We start from the raw sequence: 235 nt of genomic DNA on the forward strand, positions 1-235 counted from the left end.
GTCTGAGTCATTGCAAGGGGTGATTGCGCAAACATTGGTCAAGCGGGTGGGGGGAGGCCGTGTCGCGGCGCACGAAATCATGCTGGCTACGCCTGCGATTCGTAACCTGATCCGGGAAAACAAAGTGGCGCAGATGGTCTCGGCGATCCAGACCGGCGCGGCGGCAGGGATGCAGACACTGGAGATGAGCCTGAAGCGGCTGAAAGAAAACGGCTTGATATAACCGTGTAGGAGC

The 235-nt window shown here is 58.7% G+C and carries 1 pseudogene; it reads left to right on the forward strand.

Annotated elements, in window-relative coordinates:
- Positions 1-223: pseudogene (locus GHN86_RS23310) on the forward strand (twitching motility protein PilT); the annotation flags it as partial.
- Positions 224-235 lie beyond the last annotated feature (12 nt).

The organism is Pseudomonas helleri, from assembly GCF_009600315.1.
Lineage (GTDB): Bacteria > Pseudomonadota > Gammaproteobacteria > Pseudomonadales > Pseudomonadaceae > Aquipseudomonas > Aquipseudomonas helleri_A.